The sequence below is a fragment of the Streptomyces minutiscleroticus genome (genome assembly GCF_014650875.1).
GTDB classification, from domain to species: Bacteria; Actinomycetota; Actinomycetes; order Streptomycetales; family Streptomycetaceae; genus Streptomyces; species Streptomyces minutiscleroticus.
The window spans coordinates 91,545-113,120 of the sequence record NZ_BMVU01000006.1; the positions used below are offsets into that span (position 1 = coordinate 91,545).

Below are 21,576 nucleotides of genomic sequence, written 5' to 3' on the forward strand. Positions count from 1 at the left end.
GAGAAACACCCGTGCCGAAGGCAGACCTGACGGAGCTGGCCCGGCGGCTGGAGCTCCACCTCGGCGACCCGCACGACACCGGCAGCCGGATGCCGTACGCCCGTGTGCTGGAGTACGACGAGCGCGAGGACTACCCCTACGAGTTCGTCAATCTCCTCCAGCGCTGGGGCGGCCTGGACCACTCGCTGCCGCGCGCCCAGGGCGGCAAGGCCGGCGACGTGGAGATCGGCTTCAACCTGATGCGGCTGATCGCCCGCCGCGACCCCACCACCGCCACCGCCTTCATCATCACCAGCCTCAGCTTCATGCCCGCCTGGATCGCGGGCACCGACGAGCAGAAGCGGCGCATGGTGGACGCCGTACAGCGCGGGACCCGGTACGCCTGGGGCCTGTCCGAGCGCCGTCATGGCAGCGACCTGACCGCCAACGAGCTCACCGCCGAGAAGACCGACGGCGGCTGGCTGCTCACCGGTGAGAAGTGGCTCATCGGCAACGGCCGGGTCTCCGACGGCCTGAGCGTCCACGCCCGCACCGACCCGCGCGGCGGCCCCGGCGGCTACTCGGTGTTCGTCCTGGACAAGCGCAGCGCGCCCGCCGGCTCCGTGGACGAGCTGCCGCGCGAGCGCATGCACGGCCTGCGCGGCCTGGACATGAGCGGCTTCCGCCTGGACCGCGTCTTCGTCCCGGACTCGGCCCTGCTGGGCCGCCCCGGCCAGGGCCTGGAGATCGCGCTCAAGACCTCCCAGACGGCCCGGGCGCTGATCAGCGGGATCGCGCTGTCCGCGGTGGACACCGGGCTGCGGGTGACGCTGGACTTCACCGAGGGCCGCGAGGTCTTCGGCACCACCGTCAGCGACATCCCGTACTCGCGGCGCCAGCTGACGGAGTGCTTCGCCGATCTGATGGTCGCCGACGCGGTCAGCCTGGGCGCGGTGCGGGCCCTGCAGGTGGTCCCGGAGCAGACCAGCGTGTGGTCGTCGGTGGTCAAGTACTTCGTGCCGACGCTCCTGGAGCGCACCTTCTCGCAGCTCAACGTGGTGCTCGGGGCGCGCTTCTACCTGCGCGACCACCCGCACTACGCCATCCACCAGAAGATGCTGCGCGACCTCCCGGTGGCCAACTTCGCCGACGGCAACACGGTGGTGAACCTCAAGAACATCGCCCTGCAGCTGGAGGGACTGCTCGCCATGGCCGCCGGGCCGGAGCCGGCGGCGCGCGCGGAGGCGGAGGAGCGGGCGCCCGTCCTGTTCGGCATCGACCGCGAGCTGCCGCTGTACCGGCCCTGGGACCAGGAGCTGTTCAGCCGCGGCCGGGACGACGCGCTGCTGGCCGCGCCCGCCGCCCTCGACCGGCTGCGGGGGCTCGCCGGGGAGGCCGAGCGCGAGGAGCGTACGTGGCTGGAGCGGTCCGTCGCCGTGGCGGAGGAACTCCTCGGGCACGCCGTCTCGGTACGGGAGCGGCTCGCGGCGCTCAAGGCCTCGCTCGGCCGCGCCCACGGCCAGTCCGCCGAGCTGTTCGACCTGGCCAAGGAGTACTGCCTGCTGCACGCCACCGCCGCCTGCGTGCACACCCACGTCCACTCCGCCGCCGCGCTGGACGACCCGCTGCCCAGCGGCGCGCTGCTGCTCCTGCAGCTGGAGCGGCTGCGCCGGCACCTGCGCCCGCACGAGGCCGTCACCGACGCGGCGGTCGTCGACGAGGTGATGCGCGTGCTGCGGCACCTGTACCGGGAGAACCGGCTGTTCTCCTACTGGCAGTTCCCGCTCGCCGAGCGCGGGGACCTGTCCGCGGCCCGCCGCTGACCCCTCGGAGCGTCGCATGCGCACCCCTCACGACCTCCGGCCGGCCGGACCGGCCACCGGCGGCGGGACCGGCCCGGGCCCGGCCGCGCCCGCCCGGCCCGGGCACACGGCGATCGGCGACACGGCGTGCCGCGCCTGCCCCGAGCACGTCGCGGCCGACGGCCGGCCCTCGTCCGGCGACCGCCGCCTGTGGCTCCTGCCGGAGTCCGCGGCCGAGGCGTTCGTCGCCCGGCTGGGCGGTACGGTCCTGCTCGACGACGACGAGCGGGCCCGGTGCGAACGGGCGCTCGCGCCGCACGTCCGGCTGCGCCGCGTCGCCGGGCGGCTGCTGGCCCGGCACGCGCTGAGCGCGTTCTCGGGGCGTCCGGCCGGCTCGTGGCGCTTCCGCACCACCGCGGACGGCAGGCCCGAGCCGGTCCTGCCCGCCGGCTCCGGGCTGCGCTTCAACGTCTCGCACACCGACGGCCTGATCGTCTGCGTGGTCACCGACCGCGGCCGCGCCTGCGGCGTGGACGCCGAGACCTGCCCCGCGGGCGCCGACGCGGTGACGTACCTGCCGCGGCTGCTCGCCGGGCGGGAACGGGCCGACCTGGCGGCCGTCGCGGACGGCCCGGCGCGGGCCGCGCGCGTGGCGGAGTACTGGGTGCTCAAGGAGGCCTACCTCAAGGCGCTGGGCACCGGGCTGCGCCGCGAGCCGTCCTCCTTCGCCTTCACCCGCCCGTCCGCTCCCCCGGTCCGGCTGCACGACCCGGAACGGCCGGCCGAGCACTGGCACTTCGACCTGATCCGTCCGACCCCGCACCACGTGGTGGCCGTCGCCACCGAGCACGCCGGACCGGCGGGACTGCGCACCACCGTCCTGTCCGGCTGACGCCCCCTGCCACCCCTGTTCACAAGGAGTTCCGATGTCCGACAAGCCCAGCATCGCCGTCGTGGGCGGTGGAGTCGCCGGCCTCTCCGCCGCCTACGCCCTGCGCGAGCACGCCCAGATCACCCTGTTCGAACGCGAGGACCACTACGGCGGCCACGCCAACACCGTGGAGGTGCGGGACGCGGGCCGCACCCTGGGCATCGACACCGCGTTCGTCGTCTTCAACGAGCCCGCCTATCCGAACCTGAGCGCCTTCTTCGAGGAGCTGGGGGTCGAACGCAAGCGGCTGCTGAGCGGCTTCAACTTCTTCGACCAGGACAGCGGGATCCAGTTCGGCAGCGACGAGATCGATCTGCCGGAGGAGGAGGTCCGCGACCGCTACCCCGAGCACTTCCGGACCGTCTTCCGCGAGGCCCGCCGGTTCCACGAGGAGGGCCGCCGGGACTTCTTCCGCAAGCGGACGAACATGCCGATGGGCGAGTACCTCGACCGCAACGGCTACAGCCAGGAGTTCCGGTACGGCTACTTCATCCTGCTGTGCAGCGCCGTGTGGTCGGTGCCGGCTGAGCTGATCTGGGAGATGCCCGCGACCACGGTGATCGCCTTCTTCATGGCCCACGACGAGGGCGGTCTGGGCGGCAAGCGCGTCGACTGGCGCACCGTGGGCGGCGGTTCGGTCTCCTACGTGCGCAAGGCGATCGCGGCGATCGATCCCAAGGCCCGCCTGTCGGAGCCGGTCACCGGCGTCCGGCAGGACGGGGACGGGGTGCTGGTGCGGACCGCGTCCGGTGAGGAGCGCTTCGACCACGCCGTCGTCGCCACCCACGCCGACACCACCCGCGACCTGCTGGAGAACCCGACCCCGGCCCAGCGCGAGCTGCTGGCCCCGCTGCGCTACAACGCCTCCACCGTGGTCCTGCACACCGACACCTCCGTCCTGCCCGAGGACCGCTCCCGCTGGGAGGCGTGGAACTACGGCAAGGTCACGCTGGACGGCAGGCCGCGCACCTACGTGGCGTACTACATGAACAAGCTGCACGGCTTCGAGTCGGAGACCGACTACATCGTCACGCTCGACTACCCGCTGGACGTCCGCCCCGACTCGGTGATCCGCACCTTCCGCTACGAGCACCCGGTCATCGACATGGCGATGCGCGACGCCCAGAAGACCATCTACCGGGTCAACGAGGGCACCCGGGTGAAGCTCTGCGGCTCCTACTTCCACTCCAAGCAGCAGTACCACGACCAGATCGGCTCGCACGAGGCGGCGTTCTCCTCCGGCAAGGAGGCGGCCGCCCAGCTGCTGCGGGAGCTGGGCGGCCGCTGACCCGGTCAGTCCCCGGCCTCCGCGTGACGCCGCGCCGACTCGTTCTCCTGGGCCATGCGCCGCAGCGCCATGAGCGCGGGCTCCAGGAGGACGGTCAGCAGCAGGGCGCGCTCGGCCGCCTCCAGCGGGTCCTCGATCCCCTGGAGCTGGTCGAGGTCGAGGACCGCGGTCCGTTCCGCCAGCCGCGCGTAGGGCAGCAGGGTGTGCCGGTCCAGGGGGACGCCGAGCGTGCGCAGCGAGGCGAGGGTCTCGGCCAGCGTGGCGCGGGCCGGTGCCGCCTTGTGGACGTTCCAGTCCAGCTCGGTGACCAGGGCCTCCACGTCGGCCAGCTCGGGGACGTCCTGCTCGGTGTCCTCGGTCAGCCGGATGGCGCCCAGGGCGAGTCCGAGCAGCCGGTGGGTGTCGCCGGTGTACTCGCTCAGGGCGCCCAGCAGTTCGCGGGTGGTGCTCACGGACAGGCCGCGCACGCCGATGAGGGCGCGGATCAGCCGGAGCCTGCGCAGGTGCTGCTCGTCGTACTCGGCCTGGGTCGCCGACAGCTGCCGTCCGGCGGGCAGCAGACCCTCACGGAGGTAGTACTTGATCGTCGCTACGGGGACGCCGCTGAGGCGGCTCAGCTCGGACATGCGCATCGGTACGGCTCCGCTCTGGCAATTGGATACCTCAACTGTCTAACATAGATAGTGAAGGTATCCAATGATGCCTTCCCCTCGTCCTGCCTCCGCACGAAAAGGCCGCAGCCATGCCCACTCTGCGCTGGACCACCGACAACACCCCCGCGCCCGGCACCGAGGCCGTCGTCATGGCCTCCCGCCTGGAGGTGCGCTCCCTCGCCGACGTACCGCGCTTCTTCCTGCGCTCGCTGGCCGCGTGGAAGCAGGTGAAGGGGGCACCCGGCGCCTTCGGCGCCTCCCTGGTCGCCGAGCCGCTCAAGCGCACCTTCTGGACCCTGTCGGCCTGGGAGGACGAGAAGGCCGTGTACGCCTACGCCCGCGCCGAACCGCACCGCACGATCATGAACGGCCTGCGGCCGACGATGAGCCGCTCGGTCTTCACCTTCTGGCAGGCGCCGGCGGCGGACCTGCCCGTCGACTGGGCCGAGGCACGGCGCCGCCTGGCCGAGCAGGAGCGCGCCGACGGCGCCCCCGACGGCACCGCCGCCGTCTGACCCGCACTTCCCCACCCTTTTTGGACACGTATCCCCGAGGAGACCGCCCCGCCATGACCCTGTCCGAGAAGAAGCCGGCCCTGGACGAGCCGGCCGCCGCCCCGGAGCGCGAGGGACGGCACGTGCCGCTGTGGCTGGCCATCGTGGCCTGCAGCGTGCCGATGTTCATGGTCGCGCTGGACAACCTGGTCGTCTCCACCGCCCTGCGCACCCTGGCCGTGGACCTCGACGCGTCCACCCAGCAGCTGCAGTGGTTCGTCAACGCCTACGTCCTCAGCTTCGCCTGCCTGCTGATGACCGGCGCCGCACTGGGTGACCGGTTCGGCCGCCGCCGCCTGTTCGCCATCGGCATCGTGATCTTCACACTGGCCTCCGTCGGCTGCGGACTGGCCGACACCAGCGCCCAGCTGATCACCTGGCGGACGGTCCAGGGCTTCGGCGCGGCGGCGGTGATGCCGCTGTCGCTGACCCTGCTGTCGCAGGCCGTCCCGGACCGGATGCGCGGCCTCGCCCTGGGACTGTGGTCGGGCATCAGCGGCCTGGCCGTCGCGATGGGCCCGGTGGTGGGCGGCGCGGTGGTCGACGGCCTGGACTGGCGGTGGATCTTCTGGATCAACGTGCCCGTGGGCGTCGTCGCCGTGCCGCTGGTGCTGATGACGCTGCGCGAGAGCTCGCTGGCCGGGACCCGTCTGGACCTGGTCGGCATGCTGCTGGCCTCGGCCGGGCTCTTCGCGGTCGTGTGGGGCATCGTGCACGGCGAGACGGACGGCTGGACGTCGGCGAAGGTGCTGGGCGCGTTCGGCGCGGGCGCGGTGCTGCTCGCCGCGTTCGTCGTGTGGGAGGCCAGGGTCCCCGCGCCGATGCTCCCCCTGTCGTTCTACCGCGCCCGCGCCTTCACCCTGACCAACGTCGTCTCCGCCACGATGTACTTCGGCGTCTTCGGCTCCATCTTCCTGCTCTCGCAGTACCTGCAGATCGTGCCCCCGCGCACGCCGCTGGAGGCGGGGGTGCGCACCCTGGCCTGGACCCTGATGCCCATGTTCGTGGCCCCCGTAGCGGGCCTGCTGACCGACAAGGTGGGCGGCGGCCGCCTCATGGCGCTCGGCCTGCTCCTGCAGGGCGTGGGCCTGGGCTGGATCAACCTGGTCGCGGACACGGACACCGCCTACTCCTCCCTGGTGGGCCCGATGATCGTGGCCGGCATCGGCATGGGCTTCGTGTTCGCGCCGACCGCCGCCGTCGTCCTGGCGTCGGTCAGCCGCGAACACGCCGGCAAGGCGTCGGGGGCCAACACCACCGTCCGGGAGATCGGCGGCGCCCTCGGCATCGCGGTGCTGAGCACCGTGTTCGTGGCGCACGGCAGCACCCAGGGCCCGCAGCAGTTCGTGGACGGACTGCGCCCGGCGGTGTGGGTCGGCGTCGCGGTGGTCCTCGTGGGCGCGCTGTGCGCCCTCGGCATCCCGCGCCGGCCGCGGCCCGCGGCGGCGCCCGGGGAAGCGGACGACAGGTCCGCCGCGGCGCACGAAACCGTGTGACCGTGTGAACACCCGCGAAGGGTGCGGTGGCGCGCGCGACGGCGCCCGCCGCCGCACCCCGTACGCGGGACCACCCTCCGACACTGTGAGCCGATGATCACCAACTTCTTGCCATGGTCAGGATGAGCGCAGAAGAGCGGCGCGAGAGCGTCGTCCGCGCGGCGGTCGCGGAGTTCGCGCGCAAGGGGTTCCACGGCACCTCCACCGAGGCGATCGCGCGGCGGGTGGGCGTGTCGCAGCCGTATCTGTTCCGCCTCTTCAGGAACAAGAAGGAGATCTTCGTCGCGGCCTCGCTCCGCGCCGTCGACGACACGCGCCTCGTCCTGGAGGAGGCGGCCCGGGGACTGAGCGGCGAGAAGGCGCTGCACGCCATGGCGAACGCCTATGCGCGGCTGGTCGCCGAGCACCCGGAGACACTGCACATGCAGATGCAGACCTACGTCACCGTCGCGGCCATCGAGGCGGAGGGCGACCACGCGTTCGCCCACGCGGTGCGGACCGGCTGGACGAGACTCTGGCAGACCGTCCACCGGCCCCTGGGCACCGACACCGGCAGCACCACGGTCTTCTGGGCCCACGGCATGCTGATCAACACACTCACCGCCATGGGCTTCCCGCCCGACCACACGGTGTGGCAGGGCATGCGCCTCCCGGCCCGCCTCTCGCGCCGCCCGGCGGAGCACGCCGACGCCTGAGCGGCCCTCCGCCCGCCGTCCGGTCCCCGCCGAGGGGACCGCGCGAACGCCGGGCCCCGTTCGTCAGGACACCGTCCGCGGGTCGGCCAGTCGCCCGCCGACCCGCGCGGCCGTCTCGCGCAGCCAGATGTGGGCGGCGTCGTGGGTGTGGACCGGGTACCACCACATCGCCTCCCGCAGCGGTACCGCCTCGTACGGCGGCTCCACCGTGCGTACGGCGGCGAGCGGGGCGAGGAGCCGGGCCAGGCGGGCCTGGACCATGGCGATGCGGCGGGTTCCGGCCACCAGCAGGGGCAGCAGCTGGAAGCTGTCGACGGAGACCTCCACCCGCGGTTCGACGCCGAGCATGCCGAGCTGGCGCACGGCGGGGGCGTCGTAGGTGCGCTGGTAGGTGACCCAGGGCAGCCGGGCCAGGTCCTGGCGGGTGAGGCGGTCGCCGACACCGGGGCGGTCGGCGGCGACGAGGAAGACCCAGCGGTCGTCGTAGAGGTCGGTGGCGGGGAAGCCGCTGATGACGCCGTGCGGCATGAGCAGCCCGTCGGCGGCGCTCAGCAGGGTGGCGGTGTCGTCCGTCACGGTGTTCGGCGTCTGGCTGAAGCGCAGCCGGATGCCGGGGGCCTCCTCGTGCACCGCGCGGGCCAGTTCGGTGCCGAAGACGGCGACGGCGTAGTCGGAGGCCAGAAGCCTGAACTCCCGGCTCTCCTCGGCCGGATCGAAGTCCGCCTGGCTGGCGAAGAGGCGTTCCAGCAGGTCGTAGGCGGTGGACGTGCGGTCGAGGAGGACCTGGCCCAGGGCGGTGAGCTCGTAGTGGCCGCCGACGCGGGCGAGCAGGTCGTCGTCGAAGTGGCGGCGCAGCCGGGCCAGGGCCGCGCTCATCGCGGGCTGGCTGAGTCCGACGCGCCGCCCGGCGCGGGTGACGTTGCGCTCCTCCAGCAGGGCGCGCAGGGCGACGACGAGGTTGAGGTCCAGCCGGGCCAGATTCACGGGACTCCCCCTTGCGGTACGGCGCCGATCAGGGCGGATAAACGCGGTGGATGCCGATCATCCACGGAATCTATTTCCCTGATCACAGGTGCGCGGTCCAGATTAGTGCCACCGCAATCAGGAGGACATGTACGTGAAACCTGAACCCGTGTCTGCGCCCTTCGCCGGGCCCTTCGCCCTGGCGACCCTGTCGGCCCCGGACGGGCCCGCCTTCCCCGCCCTCGTCACGCCCGACGCCCGGGTGCTCGACCTGCGAGTCGCCCTCGACGAGGCGTGGTTGACGGTCCGGAGCCTGCTGGAACGCTGGGAGACGGCGCTGCCGCGGCTGCGGACGCTGGCCGGCGGGAGCGGTCCCGCGCGCAGACCGCTGGCGGACTTCCGGGTGCACGCCCCCGTCGAGCCGCGCCAGGTCCTCCAGTCCGGCGCCAACTACCGCCGGCACGTCATCGACCTGCACGTCGCACACCGCGACCCGGCCGACGACCGGCCCGAGGAGGAGCGCCGCGCCGAGGCCGCCGAGATCATGGACCGGCGGGCGGCCGAGGACCTTCCCTACGTCTTCATCGGCCTGCCGAGCGCGATCACGGGCCCGTACGACGACGTCGTGCTGCCCTCCTGGGCAAAGAAGCCGGACTGGGAGCTGGAGCTGGCCGCCGTCATCGGCCGGCCCGCACACCGTGTGTCCGTCGAGGAGGCGCTGGAGCACGTCGCCGGGTACACCATCGCCAACGACCTGACCGACCGTGCCACCGTCTTCCGCCGCGACATGCCGCAGATCGGCACCGACTGGCTGCGCAGCAAGAACGCCCCCGGCTTCACCCCGCTCGGCCCGTGGATCGTGCCGGCCGAGTCGATCGCGGACCCCGGCGACCTGCGCGTCACGCTCAGGCTCAACGGCGAGACCATGCAGGACGAGTCCACCAAGGACATGATCTTCGACGTGGCGCGCATGGTGTCCTACGCCTCGCAGACCGCGCGCCTGCTGCCCGGCGACCTGGTGCTGACCGGCTCCCCGGCCGGCAACGGCATGCACTGGGGCCGGCTGCTGCGCGACGGCGACGTCATGGACGGCACGATCACCGGCCTCGGCGCCCAGCGCACCCGGTGTGTGGCGGAGGCCGCGTCGTGACGCCCGACCGCCACGACCCCGAGGGGGCGATCGCCGAGGCCGCCGGGGCGTACTCCAACTGGGGGCGCTGGGGCGAGGACGACCGGCTGGGCACCCTGAACTTCCTCGACGGGGCCAAGCGCCGCGAGGGCGCCGCGCTCGTCCGCCGGGGCGTCAGCTTCTCGCTGTCCCAGCGGTTCGACATGGACGGCCCGCAGAAGGGCTGGCGGCGGCGCACCAACCCGGTGCACACCATGCTCGACACCGGCACCGACGCCGCGCTCGGCAACCAGGGCTTCCCGCACGGCATCGGCGGCGCCGACGACGTCATCACGATGCCGCTGCAGTGCTCCACGCAGTGGGACGGGCTCGGCCACATCTTCGACCACGGGAAGGCGTGGAACGGGCGGCCCGCCGAGAAGGTCGTCACCTCCGACGGCGACCTGGTCACCGGCATCGAGCACATGGCCCCGCACGTCGCCGGGCGCGGTGTCCTGCTGGACGTGGGCCGCGTGATCGGCACGGACGGCAGCGGGGCGGAGGCCGGGAGCGGCGGAGAACTGCCCGACGGGTTCGCCGTCACCGAGGAACACCTGACGGCGACCGCCGAGGCACACGGTGTGCGCGTCGGACGCGGTGACATCGTCGTGGTCCGCACCGGGCAGCTGGCCCGCGCCCGGCGCGAGGGCTGGGGCGACTACGCGGGCGGCCCCGCCCCCGGCCTGTCGTTCACCGCGGCGGGCTGGCTGCACCGCACCGAGATCGCCGCGATCGCCACCGACACCTGGGGCTTCGAGGTGCGGCCCAACGAGTTCGAGCACGCCTTCCAGCCGCTGCACCAGGTCGCGATCCCCCACATCGGCCTGCTCATCGGCGAGATGTGGGACCTGGACGCACTGGCCGAGGACTGCGCGGCCGACGGTGTGTACGAGTTCTGGCTCACGGCCGCGCCGCTGCCCGTCACCGGAGCCGTCGGCTCGCCCGTCAACCCGATCGCCGTCAAGTGACGCGTGGAACAAAGGGGTTCCCCATGAGCACATCCCGTACGGTCCTCGTCGTCGGCGGCGGCGCGGCCGGCAACGCCGCGACGATCCTGCTGCGCCGGGCCGGCCTCGCCGTGGACCTGATCGAGGCCAGGGACGACTGGAACGCCACCGCCGGCTCCGGCATCACCCTCCAGGGCAACGCCCTGCGCGTACTGCGCGAACTCGGCGTGTGGGAGCGGGTGCGGGCGTCCGGACACGGCTTCGACGAGGTCGGCATCACCGCCCCCGACGGCACCGTGCTGCACGTCCAGCGCGACATCCGCATCGGCGGCGACGACCTGCCCGCCACCGTCGGCATGCAGCGCCCCCGGCTCCAGGGTGTCCTGATCGACGCCGTGCGCGCCAGCGGCGCCTCCGTCCGCCTCGGCACGACCGCCGAGAGCCTGGACCAGGACGCGGACGGCGTCTCGGTCCGCTTCTCCGACGGCACCGAGGGCCGCTACGACCTGGTGATCGCCGCCGACGGACTCGGTTCCGCGACCCGCGCGGCGATCGGCGTCCCCGACAGGCCCGAGCCGACCGGCATGGCCATCTGGCGCGTCGCCGCGCCGCGCCCGGCGGGAGTGACGCGCACCGACCTCACCTACGGCGGCCCCGCCTACATCGCCGGCTACTGCCCCACCGGCGAGGACACGATCTACGCGTACGTGGTCGAGGCCAACCGCGACCGCGCGTCCATCCCGCCCGGGACCTACGCCGACGAGATGCGCCGGCTCGCCTCCGCCTACGGCGGCCACTGGCCGGAGATCACCGCGCACATCACCGACCCGGCGAAGGTCAACTACACCTGGTTCGACCGGCTGCTGGTCGAGGGCTCCTGGCACCGCGGGCGCGTCGTGCTGGCCGGCGACGCCGCCCACTGCTGCCCGCCCACCCTCGCGCAGGGCGCCGCCCTGTCCCTGGAGGACGCCTGGGTGCTCGCCCAGCTGCTGACCGCCGCCGACCGGTGGGACGACGCCCTGTTCCGGACGTACTACGAGCGCCGGATCGCCCGTGTGCGCCCCGTGGTGGAGGCGTCCGTGCAGATCGGGCAGTGGCAGCTGGACGGTGTGCGCGACGCCGACCTGCCCGCGCTGATGGGCCGCACCATGGCGATGCTCAAGGAGCTGCCGTGACCGCCCCCGCCGCCTCGGCCGCGCCCACCGTCGACGTGCACGCCCACGTCCTGCTGCCCGAGGTCGAGGCGCTCGTGGCCGGTCTGCCCGGCCACGGGGAGGCGCGGGCGCTCGACGCCCGCCGCAACGGCCCCGCCGCCCTCGCCGTCAGCGGTCCCATGGTGCGCGAGCGCCTACCGAGGCTGACCGACCTCACCGTGCGCCTGGCGGCGATGGACGCCCAAGGTGTGGACGTACAGCTGGTCAGCCCCTCTCCCTCGCACTACCACTACTGGACGGACGAGGAGACGGCCGAGAAGGTGTGCCGGCTGGCCAACGAGGCGACGGCCGCACACTGTTCGGCCGCCCCCGGCCGGCTGCGCGGCCTGGGCCTCGTACCGCTCCAGCACCCGGGGCACACGGTGCGCGCGCTCGACCACGCCCTGGACCAGGGGCTGGCCGGGGTGGAGATCTCCAGCCACGCACCGGGCAGGGAACTGTCCGACCCGGCCTACGAGCCCTTCTGGACCCGGGCGGAGGAGACGGGCGCCATCGTCTTCCTGCACCCCTTCGGCTGCACGCTCGACGAGCGCCTGGACCAGTGGTACCTGTCCAACACCGTCGGCCAGCCCACCGAGAACGCCGTCGCGCTCTCCCACCTGATCTTCTCCGGGGTCCTGGACCGCCACCCCGGCCTGAAGCTGGTCGCGGCGCACGGCGGCGGCTACCTGCCCACCCACATCGGCCGCTCCGACCACGCCTGGTCCGCCCGCCCCGACGCGGGCGCGGGCTGCGCCCACCCGCCCAGCAGCTACCTGCGGCGGCTGTACTTCGACTCCCTCGTCCACGACCCGCACGTCCTGCGGGAACTGGTCCGGGCCGCCGGCGCCGACCGGGTGCTGCTCGGCTCCGACTTCCCCTTCGACATGGGCACCGAGGACCCCGTCGGCGCCCTGCGCGCGGCCCACCTCCCCCAGGCCGACTTCGACGCCGTCCGCGGCGCCAACGCCTCCGCCCTGCTCGACCTCGCCCTCTCCTGAGGAGGAACCCACGATGAGCGCCCGTCTGCTCACCCACCTGCGCCACGTCGACCTGGCCGTGCCCGACTACGACAAGCAGCTCGGCTTCTACTCCGGCGTCTGGGGCCTGACCAAGGTCGCCGAGGACTCCGGCATCTCCTTCCTGGCCGCCGAGGGCTCGCCGGAGCAGTACGTCATACGGCTGCGCAAGGCCGACGAGAAGCGCCTCGACCTCGTCTCCTACGGAGCCGCGAGCCCGGCCGACGTGGACACGCTCGCCGAGCGGCTCCTCGCCGGCGGCGTGCAGCTGATATCGCAGCCCGGCACGGTCGACACGCCCGGCGGCGGCTACGGCTTCCGCTTCTTCGACGTCGACGGCCGCACCGTCGAGGTCTCCGCCGACGTCGAGGTACGGCGGCACCGCAGGATCGAGGAGCGCGAGTCCGTCCCGGTCAAGCTGTCCCATGTCGTCCTCAACTCCCCCGACCTGAACAGGACCCGGGAGTGGTACGAGCGGCACCTCGGCTTCCGGCTCTCCGACACCCTCAGCTCGCCGCACATGGGCGAGGTCATGCACTTCATGCGGATCAGCACCCAGCACCACTCCATGGCCATCGCCCAGGGCCCGCACACCTCCCTGCACCACGTCTCCTTCGAGATGCGCGGTCTGGACGAGTACATGCGCGGCTCGGGACGGGTGATGCGCGCCGGCTTCCGCAAGATCTGGGGCCCGGGCCGGCACATGGCCGGCGACAACACCTTCACCTACTTCCTCGACCCGCACGGCAACACCGTCGAGTACACCACCGAGCTGGAGTGCCTGGACGAGGACACCTGGCACCCGCACATCTACGACTTCTCGCAGCCCGAGGTCACCGACCAGTGGGGCACGGCGAACCCGATGAACGAGCTGGTCGCCAAGGAGTCCTTCAACGACCCCGACCGCGGCGTGTTCGTCGCCCCGCCGGTCTGAGCGAGAACCGGCCCGGCGCCGCGGCCGGTCCGACAGCGAGGACCGGCCCCACGCCGAGGACCGGTCCGACATTGTGGACCGGTTCGAACCAAAGGACCGTTCCCCTACCGAGGACCGGTCCGGCGCCGGGGCACGGCCGCCCCGTCGAACGCCCTGACACGGGACCGCCATGCCCTCCGGACGCCGTGTCCTCCGGACCCGCCGACCCACAGCAGCCGCCCACCGCCCCGCGCCGGCCGCCCGCAGCTCCCGCGCCGACACGGACGCGGGCCACCGGCCCCCCTCCACCGACTCCCCCTCACCGGAGCCGCACCATGCGTTTCGCCGCCTACGAACACCAGCGCCAGCACCGAGTGGCCGTCGTGGAGGACGACGGCACGCTCCGCCCGCTGCCCGGCGTCACCTCGCTCACCGACCTCCTCCGGCGGACCGACGGCCTGCCCGGCCTGCTCGCCGCCGGCGCGGCGGCGCTCGACGCGCCGCCCGGACCCCACGTCTGCGAGGTGCGGCTGCTGCCTCCCCTCCGGCCCGCGTCGATACGGGACTTCGTGGCCTTCGAGGAGCACGTCGAGGGCGTCCGGCGCTCCGTCGACGGCGCGGCCGGCGTGCCCGACCAGTGGTACGCGGCCCCCACCTTCTACTTCACCAATCCGCACGCCGTCCAAGGCCACCAGGACGACGTCCCCGTGCCGCCCGGCTCGGCCGTGCTCGACTTCGAACTCGAGGTGGGCGCCGTCATCGGCCGCGAGGGCCGCGACCTCACACCCGAGCGGGCCCGCGACCACATCGTCGGCTACACCGTCCTCAACGACTGGTCCGCCCGCGACCTGCAGTCCGCCGAGATGAAGGTGGGCCTCGGCCCCTGCAAGGGCAAGGACACCGCCACCTCCCTCGGCCCGTACCTCGTCACCGCCGACGAACTGGAGCCCCACCGCGACGCGGACGGCTTCCTGCGCCTGGCCCTGACCGCCCGGGTCAACGGCGAGACGGTCGGCGAGGACCTGCTGTCCAACATGAGCTGGACCTTCGAGGAGATGACCGCCTACGCCTCCCGCGGCACCCGCGTGGTGCCGGGCGACGTCCTCGGCTCGGGCACCTGCGGCAACGGCGGCTGCCTGGCCGAGCTGTGGGGCGTGCGCGGCGAGCGGACCCCGCCGCCGCTGAGGCCCGGCGACACCGTCGACCTCACCGTCCAGGGCATCGGCACCCTCACCAACACCGTCGTCCCCGGTGCCGAGCCCGTGCCCCTGCCCGCCGGCCGGCGCCGCGGCCGGGAGCGGCCCTGAACGGCCCGTGTCCCCCGGAACGGCTCCGGCGGCCGCCGCCTCCCGGAACCGTGGGCACCGTCCCCGCGTCCCCGTACCGGAAGGCCGGTGATCATGGTCGTCCCACCGGGCGCTGCTTCAGGACGGGGACAGATGAAGGACACGGTTGTCGAGGTTCCGCGTGCCGGCCGGCGGTCGACGCGCGGCCGGCGCGGGCGCAGGTGGGGGCTGCCGGTCTGCGGCGTCGTGCTCGCCGCGTCCGCCGCCCTGCTCCTCGTGCGGCTGACGGGGGCCGACGCGGGCACCCCGCTCGCCGTGCCCATGGCGCTCTTTCCCTGCTCGGCCGTCCTCAGCGTGCTGGTGCTGGGCGTGACGGCCGCCGTTCCGGCCCTGCGGTCGCGTGGGGCCGTCGCCGTCGCCGCGCTCCTGGCGGTGTCCCATCTGGCGCTGCTCCTGCCGCGCTTCACCGCGGAGGACCGGCCCGTTCCCCCGGGCTCGGCGACACTGCGTGTCGCCACCCTCAACACCGGGCGCGGCGGTGCCGACCCCCACGCACTGGTGGAACTGGTCCGCCGTGAGCGGATCGACGTGCTGGCTCTGGAAGAGCTCCCGTCGGGCGGTGCGGCCGCCCTCGACAGGGCCGGTCTCCAGGCGCTCCTGCCCCACCGCGAGCTCCACCCCGAGTACGACTCCTCGCTCTACTCGCGGCGGCCGCTGTCACACGGTGGCACGACGCGCGCCGACACCGCCTGGCCCCAGACCACCGCCGAGACCACCGTCGGCGGGCGTGCGGTGCGGTTCGTCGCCGTCCACACGTACTACCCCCTCGGAGACGCCGGGCGCTGGACGCGGGACATGACCGCCCTCGCCTCCCTCGCCCGGCGCGGCGGATCCGACACCGTGTTCCTGGGCGACTTCAACGCCACCCTCGACCACGCCCCGATGCGCACCCTGCTGGCGGCCGGCCTCACGGACACCCATGCCGAACTCGGCCGCGGATGGGTCCGCACCTGGCCCGCCGGTCACACTCTCGTGCCGCCCCTGGTCCAGCTGGACCACGTGCTGCACGGCCCCGGCCTGGCGGGGGTCTCCGTCGGCGAGCACACCCTGCCGGGCACGGACCATCGGGCCGTCGTCGCGGAACTGGCGCTGCTGCCGACGGACCGGACCGGCTGACCGGCACGGGGACCGGCCCGGATCCCTCGCGCGCGGACTCCCGGAAACGCCTCGTCGCGGCGCTCCTCCCTGCGCCGCGCTTGTCGTGGAGCGGCCTTCGGGCGAAGAGGATGGCCCCATGCGGAACATCGTGGTGATCGACGCCCCGTCCAACCTCGGCCTGCGTCCGCCGGCGCCCGGCACCGTTCCCGGATGCTACGAACTCGCCGGAGCACTGCGGGACAACGGGATCGTGCGCAGGCTCGGCGCCTCCGAAGGGGGCGTGGTCGTGCCACCGCGCTACGACGTCGACAGTCCGGACCCCGACGGCCTGATGCCCGGCGAACTCACCGCGCTGCTGCGCCCGCTCGTCCGGTCCCCGCGCTGCGCCGGGCTCGACACCACTGTCTACGACCCCGGCCTCGACCCCGACGGGACCGCCGGAGTCCTGCTCACCGACCTGGTGGTGGCCGCCTTCACCGGCCGCTGACAGGGCCAGTGGAGCGGCGACGGGCCACGGCCGGGACACGGCCGGGACACGTCGTGCCGGCCGGGGCCGCCCGTCCGCCGCTCAGCCCACCGGCGCGAGCACGTTGTGCCGGCGTTCCCCGCACAGTGGGGTTCCTCCCCCGTCACTGCTCGGCCAGCACGACGACCGCGTCGTCCTCGGCGAGCACGAGCGGAGCCGTCTTGGAGGGGTTGAGGAAGATCCCGTACAGGGGCGGTTCGTCCCCGTGCCGGGCCAGACGGTAGCCGATGGCCGTCTCTCCTCGTCTGCGCGCGGCCTCGACGACGGTGGCGAAGTTGGCCTCGGTTCCCGGTACGAGGTAGTCGGACGCCGGCTTGAGGTAGATCTCCGAGTCCTCGGGGTCGAACAGGTCTCTGAACACGGCGTCGAGATGGCGGTTCTCGGTCAGCTGGGTCAGCATGAGGCTGATCACCTTGGTGCTGACGATGAAGTCGTCGGCCTTGGTGACCTGGGCGACCTCGCGATTGCTGTCGTCGTTCATCTCGGTGACGATCGAGTACGGGTCCCCGAGCCGGTCCTCGATGTCGCGCAGGTGCAACAGTGTCACCAGCGTCCGGTCGTCGGCCGGTCCCGGTGCGATGCTGTCGTCGGCCAGCACCACGATGTTCTGGTAGCCGCCGAGGTCCAGTGCCTCCAGCGACGACCTGCGGGTGGGCTCGCAGTGCTTGTACCCCACCGTGAGGTTGCCCAGGTCCCCGAGCAGTTCCTCCCTCGGCGGCCGGGGCGCGGCGATGTCCAGGACCGAGCCGGGCTCGACGAAACTGCCCAGCAGCGCGACGAGCTTCGCCGCACGGGAGTTGCTGCCGATCAGGAGCGTGCGGTCGGGCTTCGGCGCGGGGCTGGGGGCCGATGCGATGGCCGACTCCACAATGGTCGGCCGGGTCCTGGCCGGCCGGATCAGCAGATCGTCCTCCGCGAGGAGGATCAACTGGTCGCCGGCGCCGATGACGGTGTCCATCGCCGGGTTGACCAGTGTCTCTCCGTGGCTCCTGCGGATCCCGGCCGGGATGCCGAGCTCGTACGCGTTGAGTGCCTCGCCGTAGGTCGAGCCGACCAGCGCGGGCTCGTCGTGGAAGTAGAACTCGTTGCCGACGAAGCTCAGCAGCTCGTTGAAGACGCTGGACAGCCCCGTCTGCCGGTGCGACTGGGCGACCAGGCGGACGGCGATGTCGTCGGCGTCGATCACCAGGGCCGTGTCCCCGGCGGCCAGGCGCGCCGCTGCGACGTTGTCCGAGTCCTGCACGGCGGCCACGACCGTGGGACGGGGACCGCTCCACTTCCGGCTGTTCAGCAGGAGCAGGACCTTGATGACGTCGATGTCGCTGTCGTCGCCCACCGGAGGCAGCACCATGACCGCCTTGGCCGTGTCGGGGCTGACCAGTTCCAGGTCGGCCCGTACGAGCGGGTTGCCCGACCGGCAGATGATGCGGGTGCGGCCGGTCACGGGTATCCGTGAGCGGATCGCGTCCTCCATGTCGACCTTGTCCCGGTCGGCGAGGACCACCACGCAGGAGCGGCTTTCGCTCTGGTTCGCCTCGACCAGCTCCGCGACCACGGTGAACACCTGGTCCGACCAGCCCAGCACGATCGTGTGCCCGTGCTCGATCAGGCGCGACCGGCCCTTGCGCAACTCCTGTATCCGGTAGTTCAGACCTGTGGTCAGGACACCGATGAGGGCGCTGACGATGAAGATTCCGCCGATGGTCACCGTCAGCATGAGGATCAGGAAGACCGGTCCGCCGGTGTCCCCTCCCATGGTGCCGGGGTCCAGGGTGCGCAGCAGGCTCATCCACGCCACGCCGAGCCAGCCGCCGTTCTGCTCGGCGTCGGTCGCGGTGAGCGCCATGGCCAATGTCGTGATCACCGTGATGAGGAGGACCGAGGCCAGGGCGAGCCAGCTGATCAGCGCCGGCGTCCCCCTGTCCATCGTGCCGTCGAACCAGTAGCGGAACCGGTTCCGCAGCCTACCGCGCACTGATGAAGCCTCCTGCCGTCCCATCCGCCGACATGCCCGCCACGGACCGGAACACGCGCACGCCTCCACGCCCCGCCGACGAGCAACACACTTGATCATTTTCGCAGCACCTGACGCACCGTCGGTGAAAATCGCGTGTTCGGCTCCGGACGAGAGACTGTGTTGCGCCCCTCGCACGGCAGGGTGTCCATCACACGGCAGTGCGCCCCTCACACGAGGGCGCCCGCGCACGGCAGTGTGTCCCACGTACGGCAGGGTGTCCGCACACAGTGGGCGTTCGACCGCTGCACCTCTCGCAGACGGTCTCCCGGGGGAGAAGGGGCCGACAACGGGCCTTCGGTGCGCTCAGCCCTCGGCCGCCGGCGGGGCGGACCGGCGTACGGGGCCGGTGTCGTGCGCGCCCGCGTCCGGCCGGGCGGCGGGAGACAGACGGTAGGAGCCGGCCAGGTCCCGCACCTCCGCCGAGAGGACCACCCCGTCCACGCCGCTCACCGGCAGGTGCTTGGCGACCAGGGCCAGAATGTCCTCGGACAGGTGCGCCTTGAGCGCTTCAGGACGTCCCGGCATGAGACCGACCTCCACGTGCACGAAGGCCCTCTCCTCGCCCGTGGCGTCGCCGACGTACGTCTCGGCCGGGCGCAGGAAGGTCTTGCACACGCCTGTCGACCCGGTCTCCTCGAGGACGAGCGGGTGCAGTTCCCTGACCAGGGCTGCGCGGTCGAGGACGTCGGCCAGCTGTGCGGAGTAGTCGATGGTGAGGTGCGGCATGACGGACCTTTCACGCGCCATAGTTTCTTCAGGCAACTATTTTCCCGCATGTCCGCGGTCGCGGGGACCGCGCCGGAGCGCGCCCGGCCCGGCGGCGAGGTCCCGTCCCCGCCGGAACGGCCCGCGCTCGCGCCGGGCGGACGGCGGATGCCGTGATGCGCGGGCCTCCGACGCCGCGCTCCGGGAACGCCGGCGCCCGCGGTCGCCCGCCGGGTCCGGCGTCGATGTGAAAAAGGTCGCAGCGGGCGACACCGTAGGGCTCACGCGCCGCGTCGGCGGAGCGCTCACACGAGAGGACGCCCGATCCTCGCCGCAAACCCACTCCGACCTGCGGCAACCATGCTCGGCTCCGCCCGGCTGCCACCGTTCGAGGGGCATGACGGCCCTCCCTGTGCCTCCATGGATGGCAGAGGGAACCCCGGGAGATCCAGGAGATCTCCCGGGAACCGCCGGAGACCGAAGGGGCATGTGCGAGCCATGGCCAAGCAGAACGTCGCGGAGCAGTTCGTCGACATCCTCGTCCGCGCCGGAGTCGAACGCCTGTACGGTGTCGTCGGTGACAGCCTCAATCCGGTCGTCGACGCGGTCCGGCGCCATCGCGGCATCGACTGGGTGCACGTCAGGCACGAGGAGACCGCCGCCTTCGCCGCCGGCGCCGAGGCCCAGGTCACCGGGAAGCCGACCGCGTGCGCCGGCTCCTGCGGTCCCGGGAACCTGCACCTGATCAACGGCCTGTACGACGCCCACCGCTCCATGGCCCCCGTCCTCGCCCTCGCCTCCCACATCCCCTCCGGCGAGATCGGTCTCGGCTACTTCCAGGAGACCCATCCGGACCGGCTGTTCCAGGAGTGCAGCCACTACTGCGAGATGATCTCCAGCCCCCGGCAGATGCCCCGGCTGCTGCACACCGCCGTCCAGCACGCCGTCGGGCGCGGCGGCGTCAGCGTCGTCTCCCTGCCCGGTGACGTCGCGGGCGAGCCCGCCCCGGACAGGGCCACCGAGACGGCCCTGGTCACCTCACGGCCCACCGTCCGTCCCGGTGACGCCGAGATCGACCGGCTCGTCGAGCTCGTCGACTCCGCCGACAAGGTCACCCTGTTCTGCGGCAGCGGCACGGCGGGCGCGCACGCCGAGGTCATGGAACTGGCGGGGAGGATCAAATCCCCGGTGGGCCACGCCCTGCGCGGCAAGGAGTGGATCCAGTACGACAACCCCTTCGACGTCGGCATGAGCGGCCTGCTCGGCTACGGCGCGGCCTACGAGGCCACCCACGAGTGCGACCTGCTGCTCCTGCTGGGCACCGACTTCCCGTACAACGCCTTCCTGCCGGACGACGTGGCCATCGCCCAGGTCGACGTGCGCCCCGAGCACCTGGGCCGCCGCTCCAAGCTCGACCTGGCGGTGTGGGGCGACGTGAAGGAGACCCTGCACTGCCTGGTCCCCCGGGTGCGGGAGAAGCGCGACCGCAGGTTCCTCGACCGCATGCTCAAGAAGCACGCGGACGCGCTGGAGGGGGTCGTCAGGGCGTACACCCGCAATGTCGACAAACACGTTCCGATCCACCCCGAGTACGTGGCGGCGGTCCTGGACGAGGTGGCCGACGACGACGCGGTCTTCACCGTCGACACCGGCATGTGCAACGTCTGGGGCGCCCGCTACATCACGCCCAACGGGCGGCGCCGCATCATCGGCTCCTTCTCGCACGGCTCGATGGCCAACGCGCTTCCCATGGCGATCGGCGCCCAGTTCACCGACCGGAACCGGCAGGTCGTCTCCATGTCCGGCGACGGCGGCTTCACCATGCTGATGGGCGACTTCCTCACCCTCGTGCAGTACGACCTGCCGGTGAAGGTCGTCCTGTTCGACAACTCCTCGCTGGGCATGGTCGAGCTGGAGATGCTGGTCGCCGGGCTGCCCTCGCACGGCACCGCCAACAAGAACCCCGACTTCGCCGCCGTGGCCCGCGCCTGCGGGGCCTTCGGCGTGCGCGTGGAGCAGCCCAAGGACCTCGCCGGCGCGCTGAAGGACGCCTTCCGGCACCGGGGGCCCGCCCTCGTCGACGTGGTCACCGACCCCAACGCCCTGTCCATCCCACCGAAGATCAGCGCCGAGATGGTGACCGGGTTCGCCCTGTCCGCCTCGAAGATCGTGCTGGAGGGCGGGGTCGGCCGGATGCTGCAGATGGCCCGCTCCAACCTGCGCAACGTGCCGCGCCCGTAGGGACCGGCCACAGGACCGGCGGAGTCGGCGGCCGACGGGACC

19 protein-coding genes are annotated in these 21,576 nt (G+C 72.6%); 15 read left to right on the top strand and 4 right to left on the bottom strand.

The window, feature by feature from the left end:
* Positions 1-11 precede the first annotated feature (11 nt).
* From IE271_RS10420 to IE271_RS10430, 3 genes are read left to right on the top strand one after another with little or no spacing between them, the layout of a single operon-like run.
* Positions 12-1,802: an acyl-CoA dehydrogenase family protein gene (locus tag IE271_RS10420; protein WP_229919235.1), complete on the top strand. Its 1,791-nt coding sequence runs from the start codon at positions 12-14 to the stop codon at positions 1,800-1,802.
* Between the two features lie 16 nt (positions 1,803-1,818).
* A complete protein-coding gene (locus IE271_RS10425) occupies positions 1,819-2,673 on the top strand; it encodes a 4'-phosphopantetheinyl transferase family protein (protein ID WP_190189945.1) in 855 nt (284 codons plus the stop codon).
* A gap of 34 nt (positions 2,674-2,707) precedes the next feature.
* The gene (locus IE271_RS10430) at positions 2,708-4,000 is read left to right on the top strand and encodes an NAD(P)/FAD-dependent oxidoreductase (protein WP_190189946.1); all 1,293 of its coding nucleotides are present in this window, start codon (positions 2,708-2,710) and stop codon (positions 3,998-4,000) included.
* 5 nt (positions 4,001-4,005) lie between these two features.
* Here the strand turns inward: IE271_RS10430 and IE271_RS10435 are convergent, their stop codons facing one another.
* The gene (locus tag IE271_RS10435) at positions 4,006-4,632 is read right to left on the bottom strand and encodes a MerR family transcriptional regulator (protein WP_190189947.1); all 627 of its coding nucleotides are present in this window, start codon (positions 4,630-4,632) and stop codon (positions 4,006-4,008) included.
* A gap of 110 nt (positions 4,633-4,742) precedes the next feature.
* Here IE271_RS10435 and IE271_RS10440 point away from each other — a divergent pair, with 110 nt between their 5' ends.
* The 3 genes from IE271_RS10440 to IE271_RS10450 all read left to right on the top strand — a co-directional run bounded on the left by IE271_RS10440 (position 4,743) and on the right by IE271_RS10450 (position 7,398).
* Positions 4,743-5,168, top strand: coding sequence for a DUF3291 domain-containing protein (locus IE271_RS10440; protein ID WP_190189948.1), 426 nt, complete (start codon positions 4,743-4,745; stop codon positions 5,166-5,168).
* 53 nt (positions 5,169-5,221) lie between these two features.
* Positions 5,222-6,703, top strand: a complete 1,482-nt coding sequence (locus IE271_RS10445; protein ID WP_190189949.1) for an MFS transporter — start codon at positions 5,222-5,224, stop codon at positions 6,701-6,703.
* Between the two features lie 113 nt (positions 6,704-6,816).
* The gene (locus tag IE271_RS10450; RefSeq protein WP_190189950.1) at positions 6,817-7,398 is read left to right on the top strand and encodes a TetR/AcrR family transcriptional regulator; all 582 of its coding nucleotides are present in this window, start codon (positions 6,817-6,819) and stop codon (positions 7,396-7,398) included.
* 63 nt (positions 7,399-7,461) lie between these two features.
* Here the strand turns inward: IE271_RS10450 and IE271_RS10455 are convergent, their stop codons facing one another.
* A complete protein-coding gene (locus IE271_RS10455) occupies positions 7,462-8,382 on the bottom strand; it encodes a LysR family transcriptional regulator (RefSeq protein WP_190189951.1) in 921 nt (306 codons plus the stop codon).
* Between the two features lie 127 nt (positions 8,383-8,509).
* Between IE271_RS10455 and IE271_RS10460 the strand changes: the two genes are divergently transcribed.
* The 8 genes from IE271_RS10460 to IE271_RS10495 all read left to right on the top strand — a co-directional run bounded on the left by IE271_RS10460 (position 8,510) and on the right by IE271_RS10495 (position 16,532).
* A complete protein-coding gene (locus IE271_RS10460) occupies positions 8,510-9,511 on the top strand; it encodes a fumarylacetoacetate hydrolase family protein (RefSeq protein WP_190189952.1) in 1,002 nt (333 codons plus the stop codon).
* Positions 9,508-10,497 carry a cyclase family protein gene (locus IE271_RS10465; protein ID WP_190189953.1) on the top strand — a complete coding sequence of 330 codons (990 nt, stop codon included), beginning with the start codon at positions 9,508-9,510 and terminating at the stop codon, positions 10,495-10,497. The genes IE271_RS10460 and IE271_RS10465 overlap by 4 nt, the downstream gene beginning before the upstream one ends.
* A 23-nt stretch (positions 10,498-10,520) precedes the next feature.
* Positions 10,521-11,651, top strand: a complete 1,131-nt coding sequence (locus IE271_RS10470) for an FAD-dependent oxidoreductase (protein WP_190189954.1) — start codon at positions 10,521-10,523, stop codon at positions 11,649-11,651.
* Positions 11,648-12,670 carry an amidohydrolase family protein gene (locus IE271_RS10475; protein WP_190189955.1) on the top strand — a complete coding sequence of 341 codons (1,023 nt, stop codon included), beginning with the start codon at positions 11,648-11,650 and terminating at the stop codon, positions 12,668-12,670. The genes IE271_RS10470 and IE271_RS10475 overlap by 4 nt, the downstream gene beginning before the upstream one ends.
* Positions 12,671-12,683: 13 nt before the next feature.
* Positions 12,684-13,622 carry a VOC family protein gene (locus tag IE271_RS10480; RefSeq protein WP_190189956.1) on the top strand — a complete coding sequence of 313 codons (939 nt, stop codon included), beginning with the start codon at positions 12,684-12,686 and terminating at the stop codon, positions 13,620-13,622.
* Positions 13,623-13,936: 314 nt separating this feature from the next.
* Positions 13,937-14,908: a fumarylacetoacetate hydrolase family protein gene (locus tag IE271_RS10485; protein ID WP_190189957.1), complete on the top strand. Its 972-nt coding sequence runs from the start codon at positions 13,937-13,939 to the stop codon at positions 14,906-14,908.
* A 132-nt stretch (positions 14,909-15,040) separates the two neighbouring features.
* On the top strand, positions 15,041-16,063 hold the full coding sequence (locus IE271_RS10490; RefSeq protein WP_190189958.1) for an endonuclease/exonuclease/phosphatase family protein: 1,023 nt from the start codon (positions 15,041-15,043) through the stop codon (positions 16,061-16,063).
* Between the two features lie 118 nt (positions 16,064-16,181).
* Positions 16,182-16,532 carry a hypothetical protein gene (locus tag IE271_RS10495; protein WP_190189959.1) on the top strand — a complete coding sequence of 117 codons (351 nt, stop codon included), beginning with the start codon at positions 16,182-16,184 and terminating at the stop codon, positions 16,530-16,532.
* A gap of 142 nt (positions 16,533-16,674) precedes the next feature.
* On the opposite strand, the gene IE271_RS10500 is transcribed toward IE271_RS10495, so the two are convergent.
* Complete coding sequence (locus tag IE271_RS10500) at positions 16,675-18,546, bottom strand: CASTOR/POLLUX-related putative ion channel (RefSeq protein WP_229919236.1); 1,872 nt, start codon at positions 18,544-18,546, stop codon at positions 16,675-16,677.
* Between the two features lie 345 nt (positions 18,547-18,891).
* Complete coding sequence (locus tag IE271_RS10505; RefSeq protein WP_229919237.1) at positions 18,892-19,335, bottom strand: 5-carboxymethyl-2-hydroxymuconate Delta-isomerase; 444 nt, start codon at positions 19,333-19,335, stop codon at positions 18,892-18,894.
* A 456-nt stretch (positions 19,336-19,791) separates the two neighbouring features.
* On the opposite strand from IE271_RS10505, the gene IE271_RS10510 reads away from it, so the two are divergent.
* The gene (locus IE271_RS10510; protein WP_190189962.1) at positions 19,792-21,534 is read left to right on the top strand and encodes a pyruvate dehydrogenase; all 1,743 of its coding nucleotides are present in this window, start codon (positions 19,792-19,794) and stop codon (positions 21,532-21,534) included.
* The last annotated feature ends 42 nt before the right edge of the window (positions 21,535-21,576 follow it).

Bases quoted from the DNA above. Each gene is read 5' to 3' on its own strand.
- IE271_RS10425 (WP_190189945.1), top strand. From the start codon at position 1,819: ATGCGCACCCCTCACGACCTCCGGCCGGCCGGACCGGCCACCGGCGGC.
- IE271_RS10430 (WP_190189946.1), top strand. From the start codon at position 2,708: ATGTCCGACAAGCCCAGCATCGCCGTCGTGGGCGGTGGAGTCGCCGGC.
- IE271_RS10435 (WP_190189947.1), bottom strand. From the start codon at position 4,632: ATGCGCATGTCCGAGCTGAGCCGCCTCAGCGGCGTCCCCGTAGCGACG.
- IE271_RS10440 (WP_190189948.1), top strand. From the start codon at position 4,743: ATGCCCACTCTGCGCTGGACCACCGACAACACCCCCGCGCCCGGCACC.
- IE271_RS10445 (WP_190189949.1), top strand. From the start codon at position 5,222: ATGACCCTGTCCGAGAAGAAGCCGGCCCTGGACGAGCCGGCCGCCGCC.
- IE271_RS10450 (WP_190189950.1), top strand. From the start codon at position 6,817: ATGGTCAGGATGAGCGCAGAAGAGCGGCGCGAGAGCGTCGTCCGCGCG.
- IE271_RS10460 (WP_190189952.1), top strand. From the start codon at position 8,510: ATGTACGTGAAACCTGAACCCGTGTCTGCGCCCTTCGCCGGGCCCTTC.
- IE271_RS10470 (WP_190189954.1), top strand. From the start codon at position 10,521: ATGAGCACATCCCGTACGGTCCTCGTCGTCGGCGGCGGCGCGGCCGGC.
- IE271_RS10480 (WP_190189956.1), top strand. From the start codon at position 12,684: ATGAGCGCCCGTCTGCTCACCCACCTGCGCCACGTCGACCTGGCCGTG.
- IE271_RS10485 (WP_190189957.1), top strand. From the start codon at position 13,937: ATGCGTTTCGCCGCCTACGAACACCAGCGCCAGCACCGAGTGGCCGTC.
- IE271_RS10490 (WP_190189958.1), top strand. From the start codon at position 15,041: ATGAAGGACACGGTTGTCGAGGTTCCGCGTGCCGGCCGGCGGTCGACG.
- IE271_RS10495 (WP_190189959.1), top strand. From the start codon at position 16,182: ATGCGGAACATCGTGGTGATCGACGCCCCGTCCAACCTCGGCCTGCGT.
- IE271_RS10505 (WP_229919237.1), bottom strand. From the start codon at position 19,335: ATGGCGCGTGAAAGGTCCGTCATGCCGCACCTCACCATCGACTACTCC.
- IE271_RS10510 (WP_190189962.1), top strand. From the start codon at position 19,792: ATGGCCAAGCAGAACGTCGCGGAGCAGTTCGTCGACATCCTCGTCCGC.